A 19200-nucleotide genomic window follows, 5' to 3' on the forward strand; every position below is an offset into this window, starting at 1 on the left:
CTACTGGACCCCATGCCCTCCCGCAGCGTCCTCGTCTCCGGCGCCAGCGTCGCCGGCCCCACCGCAGCGTTCTGGCTCGCCCGCGCCGGGTTCGACGTCACCGTCGTCGAGCGCACCGACGCCCTGCGCGAGGAGGGCCAGAACGTCGACGTCCGCGGCGCCGCCCGCGAGGTGCTGCGCCGGATGGGCCTGGAGGACGCCGCCCTCGCCGCCACCACCGGCGAGCAGGGCACCGCGTTCGTCGACGACCAGGGCCGCGACGTCGCCGCCTTCCCCGCGGGCACCGACGACACCAGCGGGCCCACCGCCGAGCTCGAGATCCTCCGCGGCCGGCTCAGCGAACTGCTGTACGAGCACACCAAGGCTGACGTCACCTACCTGTTCGGCGACCAGATCGCGAGCCTCCAGCAGGACGCCGACGGGGTGGACGTCGTCTTCGCCTCGGGCCGCGAGGAGCGCTTCGACCTCGTCGTCCTCGCCGAAGGCGTCAACTCCCGCAGCCGCCGGCTGGTCTTCCCCGACGCCCGCAAGGACCACCTCGGCATGGTCATCGCCTACCTCACGATCCCGCGCCAGGACGACGATACCGACTGGTGGCGCTGGTACGTCGCCGGCAAGGGCCGCGGGGTCAACCTGCGCCCGGACGACGTGGGCAGCATCCGCGCCTCGGTGAACCTGATGACCGACGTCCGCGGCCTGGACGAGCTCGACCGGGACGGCCAGGTCACCGTGCTGCGCCGCGCCTTCGAGGACGCCGGGTGGGCCGCGCCGCGCATCCTGGCCGCCCTGGACGACGGTGCACCGTTCTACTTCGAGGACCTCGGCCAGATGCACCTGCCCAGCTGGACGGCGGGCCGGGTCACCCTGCTCGGCGACGCCGCCTGGTGCGCCACCCCGGTCAGCGGCATCGGCACGACGCTCGCGCTCACCGGCGCCTACGTCCTCGCCGCCTCGCTCGCCGCGACCGAGGACCACCGCGCCGCACTGGCCGACTACGAGGCGACGATGCGGCCGTTCGTGGACAAGGGCCAGTCGCTCCCGCCGGGCACCCCGGGCCTGGCCAACCCGCAGTCCCTCGCCGCCCGCCGGGTGCTGTGGACCGTGCTGCGCGCCGTCGCCAGCCGCCCCGCCCAGCGCCTCGGCGCCCTGGCCGGCCGCTTCTCCCCGCCGGCCGACGAGTTCGAGCTGCCCCCGATGCCCGCCCGGTGACGCCCGTGGTCAGCCGGCGAGCTCCGCTCGACGGGTACGCAACAGGTCGGCCAGCCGGGCCGTCGCGGCGTCGTCGAAGCCGATCTCCCCGACCCGGTCGATCCACGGCTCGACGGCGGTGACGATCCGGTCGAGCGACCGGTGCACCACCCGCTCGGGCAGCCCCCAGCGCTGTGCGGCGTCCAGCCACCACCGGCGGCCCAGCCGGTTGGCCCGCCCGTACAGCGGGACGGCCATCGGGTCGGTCCAGCCCGTGTAGGGCTGGGTGCAGAGCAGGTCGTAGGCCGGGGTCACCTCCCACAGCCCGTCGGGCGCGGCCCGCATGGACAGGTTCTTGCCGTGCAGGTCCCCGTTGCCGATGAGATAGCTGACCGCGGCGGTCTCCAGCACCCGGCGCAGCGCCAGGGGGCGGGAACCGCCGGCCTGCTCGACGGCGTCGGCGAGAGCGAGCGCGGCCTCCTGCAGGGTGATCCGGTACTTCGCGGCCGGGTAGCGGCCGAGCACCTGGCAGGCGTCCTCCTGGGGCAACCGCCGGACCGGTGCACCGGGGACGACGACCCGGTCGAACCGCTCCACCAGCAGCCCGGAGCGCCCGGCCGCGTCGGTGAGCAGCCGGTGCGCCGGCACGGGCAGCCCGCAGGCTGCCGCCAGGGACAGGAAGAAGTGCTCGTTGGCGACCAGCTGCGGCCAGCCTGGCGGGTCGAGCTTGAGGATGGCCGGCCCGGCCGTCGTCCCCAGCGGTGTCGACATCACCGCCGCCGACACCTTGACCTGCACCCCGGGCAGCGCGACCCGGTCCAGCGCGGCGGGGTCGGCGGAGGTGGCCCGGGCGAACAGCGCGGTGAAGTCCACGTCGGGGGCGGCGGTGTCCAGCAGGGGCTCGGGGTCGACCGGGGCCGCGCCGTGCGGCAGGACCCGGACGTCGCCGATCGCATCGGCCCCGACGAGGAGCAGCAGGGTGAGGTGGTCGTCGGCCGACGTCCGCGCGCCGCTGGTCAGTGCCTGCAGTCGGGCACCCTCGGGCAGCAGACCGGCGAAGAAGGGCGGGACCGATCCAGATCCGGCGCGGACGGGTTCCCCGGTCAGCGGCAGGGAGAAGGCCACGGGGCGGGCGTCGGGGTCAGCGAGGTGGGCGGCGTCGTAGCTGAAGACGACGTCGTCGCCGTCCCGGCGCAGCTGCCCGACGAGCCGGCCGCCCTGCAGGACGTCGGCCACCTCGACCTCACGGGGGTCGCTCACCGGGGCGCCACCGTCGGGTCGAGCAGCAGGACCTCGCGGGCCGACCGCAGTGCCGGGCGGGGTCCGACGCCCAGCCCCAGCCCGAGGGCCTCCAGGACGGCGAGCGCCACCACGAGGGTGACCGTCTCCCGCCCGGCTTCGAGCCCGCGGACGGAGGAGACCCCGACACCGGAGAGGTCGGCCAGGTCGAGCTGGGTGAGGCCGAGCTGCAGCCGCCGGTCCCGGACCAGCTCGCCGGCCTCGGCCAGACCGCCGGTGGTCAGCCGCTGACGACGACGGGGAACGGACACGAGGCTCCTGTCGTCGGTAGAGCAGCGATAGCGGGCCAAAGGGCCCACGGGGGATATCGGCATCACCTTATCGCTGCTTTAGCAACGAACAACGACCATCCAGCTCGATCACGCTCCGATCACGACCTTGTCGTTGCTCCAGCAACGCCGGAACCACCGACGCGCCCGGGTCGTCCTCACCGCATGCGCACCCGCCTGCTCGCCGCCGTCCTCGGAGCGGGGCTCGTGCTCACCGCCTGCGCCGAGCAGAGCAGCGGCAGCCCGGCTCCCCGGGTCCAACTGCCCACCGGCGCCGACGACCTGGTGCTGCGGATCGCCTACACCGGCGGCTACGTCACGCCGACCACGACGGTGAGCCGGTTGCCCCTGGTCGCGGTCTACCGGGACGGCCGGGTGTTCAGCGAGGGCCCGGTGACGGCCATCTACCCCGGCCCGGCGTGGCCCAACGTCCAGGTCGGCCAGCTCGACGAGGCCCAGGTGCAGCGGATCGCCGAGGCCGCGATGGACGCCGGGGTGGCCGACACCGCCGACCTGGGCTCCCCCGGCATCGCCGATGCCCCGACCACGGTGTTCACCCTGGCCACGGCCGAGGAGACGTTCACCCGCGAGGTGTACGCGCTCCGGGAGGGGACCTCGGGCCCCGGTGTCACCCCCGAGCAGCAGGACGCCCGCGCCGCCCTCACCGAACTGCTCGACGAGCTGACCAGCTCGCAGGACCCGACCACCGCCTACGAGCCCGCCGCCGTGGCCGCGATCGCCGAGCCGTACCTCCCGCCCGAGGACGCCACGCTCACCCGCGACCCGGCGGCCTGGCCCGGCCCGACGCTGCCCGGCGACCCGGTCGGCCCCGGCATCGGCTGCGTCGTCGCCGGCAGCGAGGTCACCGCCGCCGCGCAGGCCGCCGACACCCTGACCCCCTGGACCAGCGAGGGGCAGACCTGGACCGTCACCTTCCGGCCGCTGCTGCCCGGCGAGACCGGCTGCGCCGACCTGGGCTGAGGCGTGGCGCCCGGGCGGCGACCGTCCTACGGTCCACGGGCATGGCGACCGAGCTGACCCCCGAGGTCCGGGACTGGCTGCTGGACGGCGACCCGGCCATCCGCTGGCAGGTGCACCGCGACCTGCTCCGCTCCCCCGCCGAGGTGGTCGACGCCGAGCGCGCCCGCGTCGCGACCGAGGGCTGGGGCGCCCGACTGCTCGCCCTGCAGGGGGACGACGGCCAGTGGGCCGGCGGCGCCTACTTCCCGGACGACGCCACCGCGGCGACCGAGCCGGGCCAGCCGTGGACGTCGACCGCGCACGTCCTGGAGCTGCTCCGCCGCTTCGGGCTGCCCCCGGAGGCCGCGCGGGAGGCCCTGGCCGCGGTGGCCGAGCACTGCCGCTGGGAGCACGACGGGCAGCGCTTCTTCGACGGCGAGGTCGAGCCCTGCATCAACGGCATGACCCTCGCCGTGGGCGCGTACTTCGAGCAGGACGTCACCGGGATCGCCGCCCGGCTCGTGGCCGAGCAGCTGGCCGACGGCGGGTGGAACTGCGCGGTGGAGACCGGGTCGACGCGGTCGTCGTTCCACACCACGATCGCCGTCCTCGAGGGGCTGCTGGAGTTCGAGCGCCGCACCGGTGACGCGGGAGCGAGGGAGGCACGGCTGCGCGGGCAGGACTACCTGCTGCAGCGCCGGCTGCTGCGCAAGGCCTCGACCGGCGAGCTCATCGACCCGGACTTCACCACCCTGGCGTTCCCGCCGCGCTGGTACTTCGACGTCCTGCGGGCCCTGGACCACCTGCGCGACGCCGGCACGTTCCTCGACGAGCACTGCCGGGAGGCCGTGGAGGCGGTCGCGGCCCAGCAGGGGGACGACGGCCGCTGGCTGTTGGCCCACGCCCACCCCGGCCGGGTGCCGTTCGAGCTGGAGCCCGTCGGAGCGCCCAGCCGGTGGAACACCCTGCGGGCGCTGCGGGTGCTCGCCTGGTGGGAGGGCCGCTAGACGCCGATGTCCTCGTTCCACAGCGCGGGCTCCCGGGCGATGAAGTCGGTCATCAGCGCGATGCACTCGGCGTCGTCGAGCACCACGACGTCGACCCCGCGCGAGCGGAGCAGGTCCTCCCCGCCGATGAACGTGCGGTTCTCCCCGATCACCACCCGCGGGATGCCGTAGAGCAGCACCGCGCCGGTGCACATGTCGCACGGCGAGAGCGTGGTGACCATCGTGGCGCGGGCGTAGACCGAGGCCGGGAGCCGGCCGGCGATCTCCAGGCAGTCGGTCTCCCCGTGCCGGATCGCGCTGCCCAGCTGCACCCGCCGGTTGCGGCCGACGGCGAGCACCTCGCCGTCCACCACCAGGGCTGCGCCGATCGGCACCCCGCCCTCGTCCCGGCCCAGCCGGGCCTGGGCCAGAGCCGGTGCGAGGAGCTCGCTCACACGCCCAGGTGGGCCAGCGCCTGCTGGAGCAGCACACTCTGCCCGTTGGCCAGCTCGGACATCACGGTGGGCTCGCGGACCTCCTCCGGGGAGAACCAGGTGAGCTCCAGGGCGTCCTGCTGCGGCGAGCAGTCACCCTCCACCGGCACCACGTAGGCCAGCGACACCGCGTGCTGGCGCGGGTCGTGGAACGGGGTGACGCCGGGGGTCGGGAAGTACTCGGCGATGGTGAACGGCTGCGGCGCCGGGGGCACCCGCGGCAGCGCGAGGGGGCCCAGGTCCTTCTCCAGGTGCCGGATCAGCGCCGTCCGCACCCGCTCGTGGTAGAGCACCCGGCCCGAGACCAGCGCCCGCTTGATCTGCCCGTCCTCCCCCGCGCGCAGCAGCAGGCCGACGCCGGTGACCACGCCGTGGTCGTCCACCCGCACCGGCACCGCGTCGACGTAGAGGATCGGCAGCCGCTCGCGTGCGGCGTCCATCTCCTCGCGGGAGAGCCAGCCGGCCTGCGTCGCGGTCGTCACGTCGGTCATGGCCACTGTCTATCCGATGCGCACGCCGACGGGGCGTCGGGGCTGTGTGACGCTCGACGACACGACTCGTCGGACGCCCGCGTACCGGTTCTCGGCGTCTCCCGTGTCAGGATCCCCGCCGTCGCCGTCCACGGGGGAAGGCGACGACCAACGGGGGAACCACCATGCGCCGCACCGTCCTGCCTGCCCTGCTCGCGCTCGCCGTCCTGGCGGGGTGCTCCAGCGACCCGGAGCCGGCGGCCGCACCGGCCAGCACCCCTGCGGCAGCCACGACCACCGAGGCCCCGGCACCGGCGCCCGCTCCCGCCCCGGCGCCCGCCCCGGTGACGACGACCGCGGCACCCACCACGGTGGCCGCCCCCACCGTCGACTTCGCCATGCCCTCCCTCGTCGGCCTGGACCTGCAGACCGCCCAGGACACCATCCAGACCTTCGGCGTCTTCCTCTCCGTGTCCCACGACCTGCTCGGGTCGCGGAACCAGGTGCTGGACTCGAACTGGATCGTCTGTGACCAGAACGTCGCACCCGGCCAGCAGGTCACCGGGGACGTCGAGGGCGGGATCGACCTGGGCGTGGTCAAGCGCGAGGAGACCTGCCCCTGACGGGACGGCGCGGCCTGCCAGGATCTCCAGCCATGACCGGCGACGACGAGCTCCACCGGCTGTCCATGACCGTGCTGATGACCCCGGACATGAGCAACTTCTCCGGCAACGTCCACGGCGGGCAGCTGCTCAAGCTGCTGGACCAGGTGGCCTACACCTGTGCCAGCCGGTACAGCCGGAACTACGCGGTCACCCTCAGCGTCGACCAGGTCGTCTTCCGAGAGCCCATCGCGGTCGGCGAGCTGGTCACCTTCCAGGCCAGCGTCAACTACACCGGCCGGACGTCGATGGAGATCGGCATCCGGGTCACCACCGAGGACCTGCGCGCCGGGCAGGTGCGGCACACCAACAGCTGCTACTTCACGATGGTCGCCCTCGACGGGGACCGGAAACCCGTCGAGGTCCCCCCGCTCGTGCCGGCCACCGACGACCAGCACCGCCGGCACGCCGCCGCGCTGGCCCGTCGGGAGCTGCGCCGGGAGATCGAGCGCCGCGGGCAGGAGATCCGCCGCACCGGCTGACCACCCGACCGGGTGGTCCCGGCCGTGCGGGGTGCAGGACGACGTCCCGGCTGCCGAGGACCTCAGGGTGACCGCCCCCCGCACCCACCGCGCGCGGGCACTGCTCCCCGTCGCCCTGGCCGGGGCCTCCCTCGCCGCCACGGCGGTGTCGCTGTACACCCCGGCCCGACCGGCCGCGATGCTCACCGCCTGCGGGCTGGCCACCGTCGCGCCGCTGGTCGGGATCGCGCTGCACCGACCCGCCCGGCGGGTGCCCTGGCTGCTGATGAGCCTCATGCTCGGCACCTGGACGGTCTCCTTCGCCGCCACCTCGGTCCAGCTCGCCCTGGACACCCAGCTCGCCGGCACAGTGCTCGCCCTCGTGGTGGTCGGGCTGATGTTCGACGTGCACCGCCGGTCCCCCCGCTCCCCCCGCCCGGTCAGCCGCCGCGAGACCTGGGGACGACGGGCCGACCTGGTCGCGGTGATCACCGTGATGGGCCTGGCCGCGGCGCAGGCCGTACGGGCCGCGACCGCCGTGGACGCCCCGCCCAGCGCCTGGTGGTCGCCGGTCGACGTCGTCCTGGCCTGCCTGCTGTTGCGCTTCCTGGCCTCCCGCGCGGAGCTCGGCCCCAGCACCAAGCTCTTCGTGCTCGCCGGGGTCATCGCCTGCGTCTACGACGCGGTCGTGGCCAACACCGGCACGCACCTCGTGCTGCTGCCGCACCCGCTGAACAGCCTGTGGGCCTTCGCCTCGACGGTCTTCGTGGCCGCCGCGGTGCACCCCAGCATGCGGACGGCGTACGCCACCAGCCGGATGCCGCGGATGCGGCCGGAGTCCGGTCGGGTGCTCGGGCTGGTGCCGCTGGTCGTGGTGCCGTGCGTGCTGGCCAGCTTCGACCCCGCGGGCCGGCTGCCCACCTGGGTCTACCTGGTCAGCGGCGCGTTCCTGGCCGGTGTCGCCCTCGCCCGTGGCGCCCAGGCGCTGCACACCAGCGAGCAGCGCGCCCGGCACGACCCGCTCACCGGGCTGGCCAACCGCCGCGGGCTGCAGGACGCCTTCGACGCCCTCGTGCTGACCCCCGTCGCGGCGGGCGCGGTCGTCGGCCGGCTCGCCGTGCTCGACGTCGACGACTTCAAGCACGTCAACGACACGTTCGGTCACGAGACCGGTGACCGGCTGCTGGTCGCCGTCGGCCGCCGGCTCGCCGAGGCCGTCGCCGGCCACGGGACGGTCGCCCGCTCCGGCGGCGACGAGTTCGTGCTGCTCCTCGCACCCGGGGCACCCCTGCCCGAGGACCTGCTCGAGCGGGCGTTCCTGCAGTCCTTCGTCCTGGACAACGGGTTGCGCGACCAGGCGTTCACGGTCCGGGCGAGCTCGGGGTGGGTCGACGTGCGCACCGACAGCGAGCTCACCCACGCCCTCGCCGACGCCGACGTCGCCCTCTACACCAGCAAGGACACCGCCCGGGGGACGACGACGCGCTTCGCCCCGCTGCAGCGCACCGCCGTCCTCGGGCAGCTGGCCCTGGCCGAGGACCTCCGCGCCCTGGTGCGCGGCGACCCCGCCGCCGGGGAGCTGGTCCTGCACTTCCAGCCGCTGGTCGCACTGCCCGACCGCACGGTCCTCGGCCACGAGGCGCTGCTCCGCTGGGCGCACCCCACCCTCGGGGTGCTGGGCCCCGACGCGTTCCTGCCCCTCGCGGAGTCCCAGGGCCAGGGCGCGGCCCTGGACAGCTGGGTGCTGCAGCGGGCCTGTGCCGCGGCCGCCGGGTGGGCCACCGCCGGGTCGGACTGGACGGTCAGCGTCAACCTGGGCCGCTCGTCGATGGTCGACCCCGACCTCGCCCGCCGGGTGCAGACCGCCCTGGACGCCACCGGCCTCGCCCCGGAACGGCTGCACGTGGAGATCACCGAACACGACCAGTTGCCCGCCGAGGCCGGGGTCGGACCGCTGAGGGTGCTCGCCGACGCCGGCGTCGGCGTGCACCTGGACGACTTCGGCACCGGCTACACCTCGCTGGCCTACCTGCAGCGCTACCCGGTGTCAGTGCTCAAGCTCGACCGCTCGGTGACCGGCCTGGACGCCTCGCACGGCCTGCTCGCCGGGGTCGTCGCGCTCGCCGACGCCCTGGGCATCACCGTGCTCGCCGAGGGCGTGGAGACCGACGCGCAGTGCGCCCGGCTGGCCTCGCTGGGGATCGACCGTGGGCAGGGCTGGCTGTTCGGCCGGCCGGTGCCGCACCCGCAGCGGGTCGCGGCTGCGGTCTAGCGGTCCCGCGGCACCCGACGGTCCCTCCGGCGGTCACCGACGAGGAACGCCACCACCACCAGCTCGAGGACGACGACCACCCAGCCGGTCGTCACGGCCCGGTCGGGCGTGCGCGGCCACTTCGTGCCCCCGTCCGGGTCGGCCACCAGCTCGGGGGCCAGCACGCCGAGCGGGCCGATGACGAACAGCCCGACCACCAGCGGCGCCGTCACCAGGACCGCGCTGGCCTTCCACCACCGGTCGTGCGTGCGCGGGTCCGCGAGCGGGAACAGGAGCCCGGCCAGCCCCCAGCACAGGAAGAGGCCGCGGACGAGCACGTCGGACAACCGCTCGGCGGGCTCGGCCAGGGTGAGCCACCCGCCGGCACCGAGGAGCACCATCCCGACGACGGCGCACACCAGCCGCCCGCGCAGGCCCATCGGCTCGGGGCTGGGGCGACGCACCGGTCCATCCTGGCCCGGCGTGGGTGAGGATGCCGGGCATGGACGCCTTCTACCTCCCGCTGGGCGGGAACCGGTTCGCCCCGACGGTGGCCACCGAGAGCCCGTGGGACGGCGAGGCCCAGCACGGCGGCCCGCCCTCGGCGCTGCTCGCCCACCTCGCCGGTGCGGCGAACGGCGGCCAGCAGGTCGCCCGGGTGTCGGTGGACTTCTTCGGCGCCATCCCCCGTCGCGAGCTGACCGTCGGGGTCTCCCCCGTGCGGCCCGGTCGGCGGATCGACCTCACCGAGGCGGTGATGACCGTGGAGGGCCGGACCGTGGCCGTCGCCCGGGTGTGGTCACTGGCCCCGGGCCCCACCCCGCCCGTGGTCACGTCGCTGACCCCACCCCCGCCGGTGCCGTCCGAGGGGTCCCAGGTGCTGCCGCAGCTCACCGACTGGGGCTACGGGCGGGCGCTGGACTGGCGGTACACGGCAGGGGCGGCCACCGAGCCGGGTGCTGCCGACGTGTGGACCCGGGTGCGCATCCCCCTGATCGACGGGCAGGAGCTGACCGGCACCGACCGGGTGCTCATCGCCGCCGATGCCGCCAACGGCATCTCCGCAGAGCTGCCCATCGACTCGTGGCTGTCCATCCCGCCGGGGATGACCGCCCACCTCGTCCGCGAGGCCGAGGGCGAGTGGGTGCACCTGTCCTGCCGCACCTCGATCTCCGCCACCGGCCTGGGCCTGTGCACCGGCGTCCTCGCCGATGCCCGCGGCGTACTCGGCGAGGTCTCCCAGCCCCTGCTGGTCCGCGCTCGGTAGCGCTGCGTGGCGGTCCTCCCCCGGCTGTCGTGACCCTGTGTGTGACCTGAACGACATGTGCCGAACAGCGGACCCACAGGTGTCGGAAACAGGCGCGCGGCACGCGGGCCGTTCCGAGACCCAGCGGTCAGGGTGACGGAGAACGTCCACCACCTCACGGGGAGCAACCCACATGCGCACTCGCACCCTCGCCGCCGGCGTCCTCGCCGCCGCCACGATCTCCATCGGCTTCACCGGCACCGCGTCCGCGGCAGCTGACCGGGACTGCCCCGACTTCGCCAGCCAGGCCGACGCCCAGGCTGCCTTCGACGCCGTCCCCGGCGACCCCGAGCGCCTCGACGCGAACAACAACGGCGTGGCCTGCGAGAGCCAGGTCTACCCGGCCGGCACGGCGCGCTCGGCCGGTGCCGGCACGGCCCCCCAGGTCACCGTCGTCCCCTCCGGTGGCGTCGCCGCCGGTGACGGGTCGTCGTCGGACGCCTCTGCGCTGCCCTACGTCCTCGGCGGCTTGGCCTTCGTCGGTGCCGGTGGCGCCGCGTTCGCGTCCAAGCGCACCTCCCGCGCCACCGCCTGAGCACCCCGCACCTCCTCGTGCGGCACCGCGCACCCGCGAGCGACCGGCCGGACCCGATCGAGGTCCGGCCGGTCTCTCCCGTGCGCATCGTCGGGCTGTACCCCCCACCCCTGGTCCCGGTGGAGGTCGAAGCCCCCCACGTCACCCGGTACGGACGACGGCGGACCAGCAGCTCCAGTGCCTGGGCCGGCGCCTCGGCGCTGCTCGCCGCCGCCGGGGTGGCCGCCGTCGTCGTCCTGCCCTCGTCGGGAGACCCGGCGCCGGCGCGGCTCGACCAGCCGGTCGCCGTCGTCGCCGCCCCGGCCCCGGTGGCCCAAGCGCCTGCTCCCGTCGTCCCGGCGCCGGTCGTCGAGACGGCTGCGCCGATCGCCCTGCAGCTGACCCCCAGCACGCCCACCCGGGTGCAGATCCCGGCTCTCGGGGTGACCTCGTCGGTCATCGACCTGGGCCTGGAGCGGGACGGGTCGATGGAGGTGCCCGGCGGCGCCTACCCGGTCGGCTGGTTCGACGGCAGCCCGACCCCGGGCGAGCTCGGGCCCTCCGTGCTGGCCGGGCACGTCGACTGGTCCGGTGAGCCCGGCGCGTTCTACGGCCTGCGCGAGCTGCTGCCCGGTGACGAGGTCGTCGTGGACCGCGCCGACGGCACCCGGGCGGTCTTCGTCGTCGACGCCGTCGAGGAGCACCCCAAGGACGAGTTCCCCTCCGACGCGGTCTACGGCGACATCGACCACGCCGGGCTGCGCCTGATCACCTGCGGCGGCTCCTTCGACGAGGACACCGGCGACTACCTGGACAACGTCGTCGTCTTCGCCTCGCTCGTCAGCGGCGGCTGAGCGGGGCGGCGATCTCCCAGAGGTGACCCGACGGGTCGGCGAAGGCCGCCGTCCGGATGCCCCAGGGGCGGTCCTGCGGGCCGTTGGTCAGGGCGACGCCCAGCTCGGCGAGGGTCACGCAGACGGCGTCGACGTCCTCGACGCCGACGGTGAGCAGGAACCGGTGCCCAGACGGCGGGGCCACCTCGCCCGGCGTCACCAGCTCGGGGGCCTCGGTCGACTGCAGCAGGTTGACGATCACGTTGCCGAGGTCGAAGGCGGTCGAGACGTCGTCCTCGTGCACCACGGGGCGGTCGAAGACGGCGGCGTAGAAGGCGCGCGAGGCGGCCAGGTCCTCGGTGAACAGGGTGATCGCGTCCAGGTCCTGCAGCGGCACGGGTGCTCCTCGGGGGTGGGACGGCGGGGTGTCGGAGGGGTGACCGGGTCACGGGGCGGGACTCATCGCCGAGGGGGCACTAAACTCGGTTGCACACCGAGCCATTCGTGTTCGAACGACCGTGAAGGCTCTCTCCTTGGCCCTGATCGCCTGCCCGGAATGCTCCTCCGAGGACATCACCGGCACCCCCCAGCCCGACAGCCGTCTGCTGATCCACTGCGCCGACTGCGGCCACGAGTGGCTGCGCGGCGAAGCCCGCCGCGACCCGGCCCGTCCGCACGTGCGTTCCGTCGACACGCTGCAGGGTGAGTTCCCCTCGGCAGCCGACGTCCGGCCCGACGTCCGGGAGCGGATCACCGCCCTCGAGGCCGAGTACATCGCCCAGAAGCCCGACGCCGACCCCGACGTCGAGGGCTTCGCCAGCCGCTACCGCGAGCTGTTCCAGAAGGAGAACCTCTCCTCGGCCAGCCCCGAGGCGCTGCTGCACTTCGCCACGTCCACCACGCTGGCCAACCCGGGCAACACCTCCGGGTTCACCCGCGCCTGGAAGACCGCCGGGGACGACAAGGCCGCCGACGGCGTCCGCGCCTCGATCGACCACCTGCTGTACGGGCCGGAGAGCCTGCGCGTGGAGGACCGGCTCACCCAGCTCGTCGAGGGCAAGAAGGGCCTGGGCTTCCCCTCCTTCAAGGAGCCGATGCTGACCAAGGTCCTGGCCGTCGTCGAGCCCGAGCGCTTCCTGCCGCTGCTGCGCTACAGCGCCGCCGCCGACGGCAAGAAGGAGATCGCCAAGGACGTCTTCGGCCTCGACCTGCCCCCGGTCGACAAGTCCTCCTTCACCGCCGGCCGCGTCGCGGTGTGGAGCAACGACCTGCTCCGCTCGCTGGTCGGTCTGGAGAGCCCGCAGGAGGCCGCGGCGTTCCTGCGCTGGGCCAAGGTCCGCCCGACCGGCTGACCCCCCGCCCCGGCCGGACCCTCAGCGGTCCGGCCGGGCGAGCACCAGCACGCGCTCCACGAGGACGGCGGCGATCTCCGCCGGGTCGGGATCGGGTCCGAACACTCCCCAGAGGTCCGACAGCACGCCCCCGGCCGACGACCGGGCCAGCTCGCCGGACACGGCCTGCTCGACGCGAGCGCGGCCGAACAGCCCGCCCAGGAACACCACCGGGCGCAGCACCCCCCGCCCGGTGACCCGCACCCGGGCACGCAGCCGCCAACGGTCGCCCTCGGGCTCGACCCAGAGCCGCAGACTGCCGGCGCCCCGGCGGAACGACCCCGATGCCGTCACCTGGGGACGGCGGTCCTGCCGCGGCGGGAGCCGGTCGAGCTGGACCGCGGCCTCGCCGTCGACCGGGCCGTCGGCGAACCGACGGCCCGCAGCGACCACCCCGGACGCCCGCACCACCACCGCCCGGGCACTGCCCGGGTCGGCCAGCTCGACCTCGACCTGCACCCCGTCGAGGTGCACGACCACGGCCACCTCGGCCCGGGTGTCGGTGCGCAGCTCCACGACCACCGGTGTCGCACCGGTCGCGGCCCGGGCGGGCAGCCAGCGCCGGTACCAGGCGTTCACCGCGGCGCGGTCCCCCCGCCGGCGCAGCCCGAGGAGCTCCCGCTCGGCCTCGACCGGGATCTCGGTCGCCTCGGCCTCGGCCCGGGTGGGCGCCGGGGGCACCGTCAGGGCGTAGCGGGTGCCCGGCCGCGGGTGCACGCCGGTCACCTGCACCCCGGTGCAGCGCCGGCCCCAGGCGTCCACCGGCGCACCGTCGACGACCGGCACCGCCCGGACAGCGGTCAGCAGGTGCGGCACCACCCGGCGCAGCAGGTCGACGTCGGTCAGCGGCAGGACGGTCGCGGTGGCCTCGAGTCGCATCGGGCCACCCTGCCAGTCAGCGCGGGACGGGGATCCAGTCGGTCGCCGTCCGCAGCGGGCCCTTGAGCACCTTGCCGCCGGCGTTGCGGGGCAGCGGGCCGTCCAGCACCCGCAGGAACTGGGGCACCTTGAAGTCGGCCAGCCGCTCCCGGGCGAACGCGGCCAGCTCGGGGGCGTGCAGCGTCGTCCCCGGGCGGGCCAGGACCACCGCCCCGACCTTCTCCCCCATCACCGGGTCGGGGACGCCGACCACGGCGACCTCCAGCACGTCGGGGTGCTCGGCGAGGGCGTTCTCCACCTCGACGGAGTACACGTTCTCCCCACCGCGGTTGATCATGTCCTTGGCCCGGTCGACGATCCGGACCAGGCCCTCGGCGTCGATCGAAGCGAGATCACCGGTGTGCAGCCACCCGTCGACGAAGGTCTCCGCCGTCCGGGCCGGGTCGCCCCAGTAGCCGACCGCGACGTTCTGGCCGCGCACCAGCAGCTCGCCCACCCCGGTGTCGGGGTCGGGCCGGTCGACGGCGACGTCGACCACCGGCGCCGGGAAGCCCACCGAATCGGCGTGCGCGTCGGTCCAGGCGTCGGGCAGGAAGGTCGCGAGCGCGCTGGTCTCGGAGAGGCCGAACCCGTTGCCCAGCCGGACGCCGGGGAGCGTCGTCCGCAGCCGGTGCACGAGCTCGGGGGCCATCGGGGCGCCGCCGTAGGACAGCGCGCGCACGCTGGACAGGTCGGCGGTGCCCACGTCGGGGTGCCGGAGCACCAGCTCGTAGATCGTCGGCACGCTGGTGAGCAGGGTGACCCGGTGCTCGGCGACCGCGGCCAGGAAGGTCTCGGGCCGGAAGCGCGGCATCAGCACGGTCGTGCCGGCCATCAGCACCTGGGTGACCATCTGCGAGCAGCAGCCGGTGACGTGGAAGAGCGGCACCGAGATCAGCGAGACGTTGACGACGTCCGGGTCGAGCTCGCGGCAGCGCTCCACGTTCTCCGCCGAGGACAGGAAGCACTCCTGGGTGAGCATCGCGCCCTTGGGCCGCCCGGTGGTGCCCGAGGTGTAGAACAGCGCCGCCAGGTCGGTCGCGGCGGGGTCGGCCGGCTCGACCGGCTCGCCGTCGGGCAGTTCGCCGATCGTGACGACGGCGCCGGAGTCGGTCTCGATGAACGCGCGCTCGGCCGGTGCCAGCCGGGTGTTCAGCGGGACGACGACGGCCCCGGCCAGCTGGGCGCCCCAGAAGCCGAGCATCCAGGTCAGCCCGTTGGGGTGGGCGATCGCCACCCGGTCCCCGGGCTGCACACCCTGCGCGTCCAGGCCCCCGGCCACCCGGGCGGCGCCGTCCCACAGCTCGCGGTAGGTGACGGTGGGACCGTCCAGCTCGATGACGGCCGTCCGGTCGGGGTGGGCCGCCACGGTGCGGGCGAACCCGCGCACCAGGTTCTGCTCCAGCCCGGTGTAGCGGGCGATGCCGTCGGCACCGCGCTCGATGCCGCTGTCGTCGAAGACCACGTCGCTCCCGTTCCCGGTGGCGCCGTCGCCACCTCGTTGCATCCTGCACCCGCCCCCTGTGAGCTCAGCGGAGAGCCAGCACCCACTGGCTTTCACGTGTCCTGTTTGACAAGATTCCGGTATCGGAAACGGGGGCTGAGACCGATGACCGTTCTCTATCGGGCCATGTGGACCGACGACCGGGTCGACGCGTCGGACGAGCTGTTGGCGGCGTTTCAGGCTTGGTTCACCAAGAAGACCCGCGGGCTGCGTCTCGAAGACTCCGCAACCGTCTCAGCAGCACTCCAAAAGCCCGAACTACACGTTGAGGGAACCCTCCGGCGCGCGCGATACGACTCCTCGATAGCGGTGAAAGCTGCTCTCGTTGAGATCAACCCTGCCGGGGAAAGATGGCAGACGACGCTAAACTGTTGGACCGCGGACTCTGAGGCAGGACGGACGACCTGGGCATGGGTTGACGTCGAAGCCGAAGGTCCATCGGGAATGGCGCACGTGACCATTGCTGCCCCAACGGTTGTTAACGAAATGCTGGGCGATGGGTTCAACACCCGATGCGGCCCGGTACCGCTCCTGGCTCTGCCCCGGTATTTCGTCGGCTCACAAGGCGGCGAAGCGCTCGCGGAAATACTGAGCGATCAGGAACGCAGCATCCCCGCCCTGGTCATGAGTCTGTACCCGCCGGTAGCCAGCCGCTTCACGCCGGCGTCCCGCTTCCAATTCGAGGACGTCGCGCTTTTCACGGCTCGCCGATTAGCGGGCGCGGTGCCCGTCTTTGTGGTTGATGAGGCCGCATCCGATGCGCTCTCTTCTGCATTGGGTCGAGATCACGGCGTCTGGGGGGCGAGTTGCCGGGTCTATCAACCCCTCTTGGATCCCGCACGCGGCACCCCGTGGCTCCATCCGCTCGTCAAGCCAGATCGGTATCTCACCGACCGGGCCCGAGCCAGCAAGATTGTGATGGCTGCTGTCGGAGCCAGCATCACGACACGGAGGCCTCCAGCGTCTTACGTGGGTGCTAAGAGCCTGCTGGATGCCGATAGATCAGAGGGTGAGAGCTCTGAATGGGTACGCATCTTGGAGGAGGAGAATACCGCGCTTCTGGGGCGCATGAATGAGGTACAAGCCTCGCTGCGCGCCGCTGAAGATGGGCATCTTGGAGCAACTGCAGACTTTGAAGCGGAGGTAGAGCGCACCACTTCGCTCACGGAACGGTTGGATGCAGCCGTTCGCACGGTCAGCCTTCTGCGGTCGCGGCTAACAGAACTCGCCGAGGACGATTCTGCTTCTCTGACAGCCCCCCTCTCATCGCTTCCGGACAAGGCAGGAAGCTCTCAAGAAGCAGTGGATCTTGCGCGCGCCCATCTGTGGGCAACTCTTGTCGTACATCCCGACGCTTGCCGCGACTTAGACCACCTGGACACAGCAGTCGAGGGTCCCTCCTGGGGTCAAAAGGCGTGGGATGGTTTTCGCGCCTTAGCCGCTTACGGAGAGCACCTAGCGTCCGCCGAAACATCGATGGACTTTTGGAATTGGTGCTTGCGTTCTCAGCACCCAAGAGTATGGCCGGCGACCGACAAGCATCTGGCAATGGTCGAGTCGCAATCCGTACGGCAGAACAAGAGGATGGCCTCACAACGCATGCTGCCCGTCCACCGCGACGTGTCTCCATCGGGAGTGGTGAGCATGGAGGCACATCTCAAGATTTCTACCGGGGGCGGCATGCTCGCTCCTCGGATCTACTTCAAGGCTTCACAAGAACTTGGAAAAGTGTTCGTCGGCTACTTCGGCCCGCACAAACACATGTCCAACACGAAGACCTGAGGCCCAGTTCTCATCCGTCGGATAGCACCGCCCAGCCGTGCGCGGGCAGCCTGCCGCCGTCGATCCGTCCGGCGAGCACCGCACCGGCGGCCGGGACGGTGGCGGGCTCGTCGGCCAGGTTGAGCGCGACGATCAGGGCCTTGCCGTCGGCCTCGGTGCGGTAGACCAGCTGCAGGTTGGTCAGGTGCTCGGTCGTCGTCCGGGCGTGGTGCAGCCAGCGGTGCCGACGGCGCAGCCCGATCAGCTCCTGGTGCAGCGCGAACACCGCGCCGCCCTCGACGGACAGCGGGTCGGCGGGGAACTCGGGGCGGATCGCGTCGTCGCCACCGACCCGGTCCTCCTTGATCCCGTGCCAGCCGAACTCGTCGCCGGACCACACGGCGGGGGTGCCGCCGACGGTCGCCCAGACCACCAGCGCGTGCGGCAGGTGCTGCTCACCGACCTGGTCGACGATGCGGGTGACGTCGTGGTTGCCCACGAACGTCCACGGCACGAACGCGTCGAGGAACCCGTCGTGGCGCTGCAGGGCGTGGTCGAGCTCGAACAGGTTGCCCTCGGCGATGCCGTGCCAGAGGCCCTGCCACAGCTCGTACTGGGTGACCGCGTCCATCGTCGACGCCTCGATGATGCCGGCGTAGTCGCCGTGGATGACCTCACCGACCACGTAGACGTCGGGGAACCGCTCCCGGACGGCGGGCAGCACCTGCGCCCAGAACTCCGGCGGGACGGCGTAGGCCGCGTCCAACCGCCACCCGTCGATGCCGCGCTCGAGCCAGTGGATCATCACGTCGACGACGAACTGCACGACGTCGGGCTGGGCGTGGTCGAGGGCGACGAGCTGCCCGTGGCCCTCGAACACCTCGGGCTCGCCGTCGGGACCGCGGCGGATCCAGTGCTGCTTCGTCGGGTCGGTGAAGGCGGCGTGGCTGCGGCCGACGTGGTTGAACACGCCGTCCAGCAGCACCCGGACGCCCTTGGCGTGCGCAGCGTCGACCAGGTCGCGGAGGTCCTGCTCGTCGCCGAGCCGACCGTCGATGCGCAGGTGGTCGGTGGTGTCGTAGCCGTGCGTCTCCGCGGCGAAGACCGGGCCCAGGGCCAGCCCGTTGGCCCCGAGCGCGACGGCGTGGTCGAGCCAGCCGGCGATCCGGGACAGCCGGTGCGTGGTGGCCTGCTGCGCGTCCCGTTCGGCGCCGACGAACCCCAGCGGGTGCACCTGCCACCAGATCGCGTCCTGCACCCAGTCGGGCACCCGTGCCTCCTCGATCGCCGTCAGTGAGTTCGACTCAGTAGGATACGCCCCGTGCCCCGGACCGACCGCCGACCCCGGACCCGGCAGGACCCCGCCGTCCGCCGGGCCGAGATCCTCGCCGTCGCCACGGTCCTGTTCGGCGTCCGCCCGTACCCGGACGTCGCGGTCACCGCGATCGCCGAGCGGGTGGGGGTCTCCGAGGCGCTCGTGCTGCGCTACTTCGGCACGAAGGGCGAGCTGTACACCGCCGTCGTCGAAGCAGCCCTGGCCCGGCTGCAGGCCGAGCACGAGGCCGCCGACGCCGCCCTGCCGGCCGGCACTCCCCCGATGTCCCGGGTCGCCCGCTCGATCGAGGTCTACCTGGACGTCGTCGCCGCGGCCCCGGTGGGCTGGTCCGCCCCGCTGCGCGGAGAGGGCGTCCCGGCCGCCGACCGGCTCCGGGCACAGGCGCTGACCGGCTACGTCGACCGGCTCGCCGACGTCCTGTCCGTGGACCCCGCCGGCCCGGCCGGCCTGGCCCTGCGCGGCTACCTGGGCTTCCTGGAGTCCGCCTGCCTGGCCTGGGCCGACCGCGGTTGCCCGGCGTCGTCCCGCCCCGCCCTGCTCGCGATGTCCCTCGACGCCCTCCAGGCCGCCCTGGAGGCCGCCCTCTGACGACGAGAA

The 19200-nt window shown here is 73.4% G+C and carries 22 protein-coding genes; 12 read left to right on the forward strand and 10 right to left on the reverse strand.

Translation table 11 applies throughout. The features are described from left to right. The first annotated feature begins 12 nt into the window (after positions 1–12). Positions 13–1209: an FAD-binding monooxygenase gene (locus F1C76_02240; protein ID QNG35579.1), complete on the forward strand. Its 1197-nt coding sequence runs from the start codon at positions 13–15 to the stop codon at positions 1207–1209. A 9-nt stretch (positions 1210–1218) separates the two neighbouring features. Here the strand turns inward: F1C76_02240 and F1C76_02245 are convergent, their stop codons facing one another. Together F1C76_02245 and F1C76_02250 are read right to left on the reverse strand one after the other, a co-directional pair. After that, the gene (locus F1C76_02245; GenBank protein ID QNG35580.1) at positions 1219–2448 is read right to left on the reverse strand and encodes a type II toxin-antitoxin system HipA family toxin; all 1230 of its coding nucleotides are present in this window, start codon (positions 2446–2448) and stop codon (positions 1219–1221) included. Next, positions 2445–2738, reverse strand: a complete 294-nt coding sequence (locus F1C76_02250) for a helix-turn-helix transcriptional regulator (protein ID QNG35581.1) — start codon at positions 2736–2738, stop codon at positions 2445–2447. The genes F1C76_02245 and F1C76_02250 overlap by 4 nt, the downstream gene beginning before the upstream one ends. Positions 2739–2921: 183 nt before the next feature. Here F1C76_02250 and F1C76_02255 point away from each other — a divergent pair, with 183 nt between their 5' ends. Both F1C76_02255 and F1C76_02260 read left to right on the forward strand, forming a co-directional pair. Then, positions 2922–3737 carry a hypothetical protein gene (locus F1C76_02255; GenBank protein ID QNG35582.1) on the forward strand — a complete coding sequence of 272 codons (816 nt, stop codon included), beginning with the start codon at positions 2922–2924 and terminating at the stop codon, positions 3735–3737. 41 nt (positions 3738–3778) lie between these two features. Beyond that, complete coding sequence (locus F1C76_02260) at positions 3779–4723, forward strand: hypothetical protein (GenBank protein QNG35583.1); 945 nt, start codon at positions 3779–3781, stop codon at positions 4721–4723. Here F1C76_02260 and F1C76_02265 read toward each other — a convergent pair. The 3 genes from F1C76_02265 to F1C76_02275 form a co-directional block, all read right to left on the reverse strand. Next, positions 4720–5157, reverse strand: a complete 438-nt coding sequence (locus F1C76_02265) for a nucleoside deaminase (GenBank protein QNG35584.1) — start codon at positions 5155–5157, stop codon at positions 4720–4722. The genes F1C76_02260 and F1C76_02265 overlap by 4 nt on opposite strands. Next, positions 5154–5687: a DUF4916 domain-containing protein gene (locus F1C76_02270; GenBank protein ID QNG35585.1), complete on the reverse strand. Its 534-nt coding sequence runs from the start codon at positions 5685–5687 to the stop codon at positions 5154–5156. The genes F1C76_02265 and F1C76_02270 overlap by 4 nt, the downstream gene beginning before the upstream one ends. Before the next feature lie 106 nt (positions 5688–5793). Then, entirely contained in the window at positions 5794–6066 is a 273-nt protein-coding gene (locus tag F1C76_02275) for a hypothetical protein (GenBank protein QNG35586.1), read from the reverse strand. Between F1C76_02275 and F1C76_02280 the strand changes: the two genes are divergently transcribed. The 3 genes from F1C76_02280 to F1C76_02290 all read left to right on the forward strand — a co-directional run bounded on the left by F1C76_02280 (position 6065) and on the right by F1C76_02290 (position 9061). Beyond that, positions 6065–6289: a hypothetical protein gene (locus tag F1C76_02280; protein ID QNG35587.1), complete on the forward strand. Its 225-nt coding sequence runs from the start codon at positions 6065–6067 to the stop codon at positions 6287–6289. The two genes, F1C76_02275 and F1C76_02280, sit on opposite strands and share 2 nt — an antisense overlap. Before the next feature lie 32 nt (positions 6290–6321). Next, positions 6322–6810, forward strand: coding sequence for an acyl-CoA thioesterase (locus tag F1C76_02285; GenBank protein QNG35588.1), 489 nt, complete (start codon positions 6322–6324; stop codon positions 6808–6810). A gap of 67 nt (positions 6811–6877) precedes the next feature. Then, entirely contained in the window at positions 6878–9061 is a 2184-nt protein-coding gene (locus F1C76_02290; GenBank protein ID QNG35589.1) for a bifunctional diguanylate cyclase/phosphodiesterase, read from the forward strand. Here F1C76_02290 and F1C76_02295 read toward each other — a convergent pair. Beyond that, positions 9058–9504, reverse strand: a complete 447-nt coding sequence (locus F1C76_02295) for a hypothetical protein (GenBank protein QNG35590.1) — start codon at positions 9502–9504, stop codon at positions 9058–9060. The genes F1C76_02290 and F1C76_02295 overlap by 4 nt on opposite strands. 29 nt (positions 9505–9533) lie before the next feature. On the opposite strand from F1C76_02295, the gene F1C76_02300 reads away from it, so the two are divergent. From F1C76_02300 to F1C76_02310, 3 genes are all read left to right on the forward strand, one after another. After that, a complete protein-coding gene (locus F1C76_02300; GenBank protein ID QNG38948.1) occupies positions 9534–10307 on the forward strand; it encodes a thioesterase family protein in 774 nt (257 codons plus the stop codon). 172 nt (positions 10308–10479) lie between these two features. Next, positions 10480–10881 carry a hypothetical protein gene (locus F1C76_02305; GenBank protein QNG35591.1) on the forward strand — a complete coding sequence of 134 codons (402 nt, stop codon included), beginning with the start codon at positions 10480–10482 and terminating at the stop codon, positions 10879–10881. Positions 10882–10961: 80 nt separating this feature from the next. Then, entirely contained in the window at positions 10962–11714 is a 753-nt protein-coding gene (locus F1C76_02310) for a class F sortase (protein QNG35592.1), read from the forward strand. Here F1C76_02310 and F1C76_02315 read toward each other — a convergent pair. Beyond that, complete coding sequence (locus F1C76_02315; GenBank protein ID QNG35593.1) at positions 11701–12090, reverse strand: VOC family protein; 390 nt, start codon at positions 12088–12090, stop codon at positions 11701–11703. The two genes, F1C76_02310 and F1C76_02315, sit on opposite strands and share 14 nt — an antisense overlap. A gap of 121 nt (positions 12091–12211) precedes the next feature. On the opposite strand from F1C76_02315, the gene F1C76_02320 reads away from it, so the two are divergent. Continuing rightward, positions 12212–13045 (forward strand): hypothetical protein, encoded by an 834-nt coding sequence (locus F1C76_02320; protein ID QNG35594.1) that lies wholly within the window; start codon positions 12212–12214, stop codon positions 13043–13045. Positions 13046–13066: 21 nt separating this feature from the next. On the opposite strand, the gene F1C76_02325 is transcribed toward F1C76_02320, so the two are convergent. Next, on the reverse strand, positions 13067–13963 hold the full coding sequence (locus F1C76_02325; GenBank protein QNG35595.1) for a hypothetical protein: 897 nt from the start codon (positions 13961–13963) through the stop codon (positions 13067–13069). A 16-nt stretch (positions 13964–13979) separates the two neighbouring features. Then, positions 13980–15509: a long-chain fatty acid--CoA ligase gene (locus F1C76_02330; GenBank protein ID QNG35596.1), complete on the reverse strand. Its 1530-nt coding sequence runs from the start codon at positions 15507–15509 to the stop codon at positions 13980–13982. A gap of 102 nt (positions 15510–15611) precedes the next feature. Between F1C76_02330 and F1C76_02335 the strand changes: the two genes are divergently transcribed. Continuing rightward, a complete protein-coding gene (locus tag F1C76_02335; GenBank protein ID QNG35597.1) occupies positions 15612–17288 on the forward strand; it encodes a hypothetical protein in 1677 nt (558 codons plus the stop codon). A gap of 10 nt (positions 17289–17298) precedes the next feature. Here F1C76_02335 and F1C76_02340 read toward each other — a convergent pair whose 3' ends face one another. Further along, positions 17299–18537: a DUF3459 domain-containing protein gene (locus tag F1C76_02340; protein ID QNG35598.1), complete on the reverse strand. Its 1239-nt coding sequence runs from the start codon at positions 18535–18537 to the stop codon at positions 17299–17301. Positions 18538–18579: 42 nt separating this feature from the next. Here F1C76_02340 and F1C76_02345 point away from each other — a divergent pair, with 42 nt between their 5' ends. Continuing rightward, on the forward strand, positions 18580–19191 hold the full coding sequence (locus tag F1C76_02345; protein ID QNG35599.1) for a TetR/AcrR family transcriptional regulator: 612 nt from the start codon (positions 18580–18582) through the stop codon (positions 19189–19191). Positions 19192–19200: the final 9 nt, after the last annotated feature.

Source organism: Geodermatophilaceae bacterium NBWT11, assembly GCA_014218215.1.
Classification (GTDB): Bacteria; Actinomycetota; Actinomycetes; order Mycobacteriales; family Geodermatophilaceae; genus Klenkia.

Excerpts from the sequence above, each read along its gene's own strand:
- F1C76_02240 (QNG35579.1), top strand. The coding sequence starts at position 13 with ATGCCCTCCCGCAGCGTCCTCGTCTCCGGCGCCAGCGTCGCCGGCCCC.
- F1C76_02300 (QNG38948.1), top strand. The coding sequence starts at position 9,534 with ATGCCGGGCATGGACGCCTTCTACCTCCCGCTGGGCGGGAACCGGTTC.
- F1C76_02255 (QNG35582.1), top strand. The coding sequence starts at position 2,922 with ATGCGCACCCGCCTGCTCGCCGCCGTCCTCGGAGCGGGGCTCGTGCTC.
- F1C76_02280 (QNG35587.1), top strand. The coding sequence starts at position 6,065 with ATGCCCTCCCTCGTCGGCCTGGACCTGCAGACCGCCCAGGACACCATC.
- F1C76_02270 (QNG35585.1), bottom strand. The coding sequence starts at position 5,687 with ATGACCGACGTGACGACCGCGACGCAGGCCGGCTGGCTCTCCCGCGAG.
- F1C76_02330 (QNG35596.1), bottom strand. The coding sequence starts at position 15,509 with ATGCAACGAGGTGGCGACGGCGCCACCGGGAACGGGAGCGACGTGGTC.
- F1C76_02285 (QNG35588.1), top strand. The coding sequence starts at position 6,322 with ATGACCGGCGACGACGAGCTCCACCGGCTGTCCATGACCGTGCTGATG.
- F1C76_02305 (QNG35591.1), top strand. The coding sequence starts at position 10,480 with ATGCGCACTCGCACCCTCGCCGCCGGCGTCCTCGCCGCCGCCACGATC.
- F1C76_02260 (QNG35583.1), top strand. The coding sequence starts at position 3,779 with ATGGCGACCGAGCTGACCCCCGAGGTCCGGGACTGGCTGCTGGACGGC.
- F1C76_02275 (QNG35586.1), bottom strand. The coding sequence starts at position 6,066 with ATGGCGAAGTCGACGGTGGGGGCGGCCACCGTGGTGGGTGCCGCGGTC.
- F1C76_02325 (QNG35595.1), bottom strand. The coding sequence starts at position 13,963 with ATGCGACTCGAGGCCACCGCGACCGTCCTGCCGCTGACCGACGTCGAC.
- F1C76_02335 (QNG35597.1), top strand. The coding sequence starts at position 15,612 with ATGACCGTTCTCTATCGGGCCATGTGGACCGACGACCGGGTCGACGCG.